The organism is Brasilonema sp. UFV-L1 (assembly GCF_012912105.1).
Lineage (GTDB): Bacteria > Cyanobacteriota > Cyanobacteriia > Cyanobacteriales > Nostocaceae > Brasilonema.
Window position 1 is genome coordinate 1 of record NZ_QMEA01000328.1, and the last position, 1,287, is coordinate 1,287.

The window sequence follows — 1,287 nt, forward strand, 5'->3', positions numbered from 1 at the left end:
TCGCGCTACGCGCTTATTCCCGCAAAAAGCCAGGGGATTCTTGGTTCGTTGACTCGCCGTTAGACGACAGGCTTGCACCAATCGCCCAAGAGGGCAAATCTCCCCAAGCGTAAGTTCCCGTGTGCCCCACGGTACTGAGTCCTAATTTCAAAATGTTGATGGCTGCATTCACGTCTCTATCTTCCACAAATCCACAATGTAGACAGACATGGGTTCTAGTGGATAGAGATTTCTTCACCTTCTCGCCACAGTTAGAGCAATTTTGGCTTGTGTTATGGGGAGGTACAGCTACCGTTACCTTTCCATATTTATGTCCAAGATACTCTAACCAAGAGCGGAATGTAGACCAGCCAGCATCACTAATTGATTTAGCCAGATGTCGGTTTTTTACCAGCCCTTTCACATTCAAGTCTTCATAGGCTACCAAGTCGTTAGATTGGATGACGGAGTATGCTAATCTCTTGCAATACTCTTTTCGTTGCCTACTTACTCTTAAATGTTTCCGAGCATACCTATTTCTGGCTTTGTGGTAGTTGGTTGATTGAGGTTTTTTGGCTTTCTTTCTTGCTTTGTCATACTTCTTGGATTTCTTGCGGTTAGCACGGTTTAACTGCTTTTCAGACTTGCGGTAAAACTGAGGCGATGGTTCTACATTGCCAATGTTATCAGCAATGAAGTACTTTAATCCCAAGTCAACGCCTACTACTTGACCAGTTGGCTGAGTTTCAACTTTTAAGTCAATATCAATTGCAAATTGAGCGTAATATCCGTCAGCACGACGCACTAACCGAACACGTTTAATCTGCTTGATATCGCAGTAATTTAAGTCATAGGTTCCCTTTAATTTCAGAGTTCCTATTTCTTTTTTGTCTGAAAAAGTTATGGCTTTGCGGGTAGCAGAAAGTTTCCAGCCGCTTGTCTTGTACTCAACAGAACGACAGTGTTTTTTAAACTTTGGAAAACCTTTTTTCCCCTTGGTTTTCTTTTTGCAGTTATCGTAAAACCGAGCTATTGCGCTCCAAGCACGTTCCGCAGCAGATTGTCTAGCCATAGAATTGAGTTCATCAGCAAAAGAAAACTCAGCAGCTAATACAGCACAATGTTTGTTTAAGTCGTATCTGTTCAAACTAGTCCCTTTATTATCCATCCAGAAACGAAGACATTTGTTTTGAATGAACTGACTAGTACGGATAGCGTCATCTATTGCCCTGTACTGCTTGTCTTTTCCCTTGACTTTGAACTCGTAAATTATCATCGGCTCGACCCTCCGGGGTCTAACACGTAAGA

Annotated in this window: 1 protein-coding gene; it reads right to left on the minus strand. The window is 42.5% G+C overall.

The window, feature by feature from the left end; genetic code table 11:
• Positions 1–13: 13 nt before the first annotated feature.
• Positions 14–1,255 carry an RNA-guided endonuclease TnpB family protein gene (locus DP117_RS35230; protein WP_169222772.1) on the minus strand — a complete coding sequence of 414 codons (1,242 nt, stop codon included), beginning with the start codon at positions 1,253–1,255 and terminating at the stop codon, positions 14–16.
• Positions 1,256–1,287: the final 32 nt, after the last annotated feature.